We start from the raw sequence: 795 nt of genomic DNA, 5'->3' as shown, positions 1-795 counted from the left end.
TATCCGGGCAAGCGCTACTACGGCGGTTGCGAGTATGTGGACGTGGTCGAGCAGCTGGCGATCGACCGCGTGAAGCAGCTGTTCGGCGCGGAAGCCGCGAACGTGCAGCCGAACTCGGGTTCGCAGGCGAACCAGGGCGTGTTCTTCGCGATGCTCAAGCCGGGCGACACGATCATGGGCATGAGCCTCGCGCACGGCGGCCACCTGACGCACGGCTCGCCCGTGAACATGTCGGGCAAGTGGTTCAACGTGGTCAGCTACGGGCTGAACGAGAACGAAGACATCGACTACGACGTGGCGGAGCAACTCGCGCAGGAACACAAGCCGAAGCTGATCGTCGCGGGCGCATCGGCGTTCTCGCTGAAGATCGATTTCGAGCGTCTGGCGAAGATCGCGAAGTCGGTGGGCGCGTACCTGATGGTCGACATGGCGCACTACGCGGGGCTGATCGCGGCGGGCGTGTACCCGAACCCGGTGCCGCACGCGGATTTCGTGACGACGACGACGCACAAGAGCCTGCGCGGCCCGCGCGGCGGCGTGATCCTGATGAAGGCGGAGTACGAGAAGCCGATCAATTCGGCGATCTTCCCGGGGATCCAGGGCGGCCCGCTGATGCACGTGATCGCGGCGAAGGCGGTGGCATTCAAGGAAGCGCTGTCGCCGGAGTTCAAGGCGTACCAGGAGAAGGTGGTCGAAAACGCGCGCGTGCTGGCGGAGACGCTGGTGAAGCGCGGGCTGCGGATCGTGTCGGGCCGCACGGAAAGCCACGTGATGCTGGTGGACCTGCGCGCGAAG

The 795-nt window shown here is 65.5% G+C and carries 1 protein-coding gene; it reads left to right on the top strand.

The window, feature by feature from the left end:
• Window positions 1-795 (top strand): serine hydroxymethyltransferase (gene glyA, locus BFF94_RS37555; RefSeq protein WP_219140468.1); only part of this gene is annotated, 795 nt, incomplete at both ends.

This window comes from Burkholderia catarinensis (assembly GCF_001883705.2).
Lineage (GTDB): Bacteria > Pseudomonadota > Gammaproteobacteria > Burkholderiales > Burkholderiaceae > Burkholderia > Burkholderia catarinensis.
Note: the sequence above shows the minus strand (reverse complement) of the source record. Positions and strands in the feature narration are given on the sequence as shown.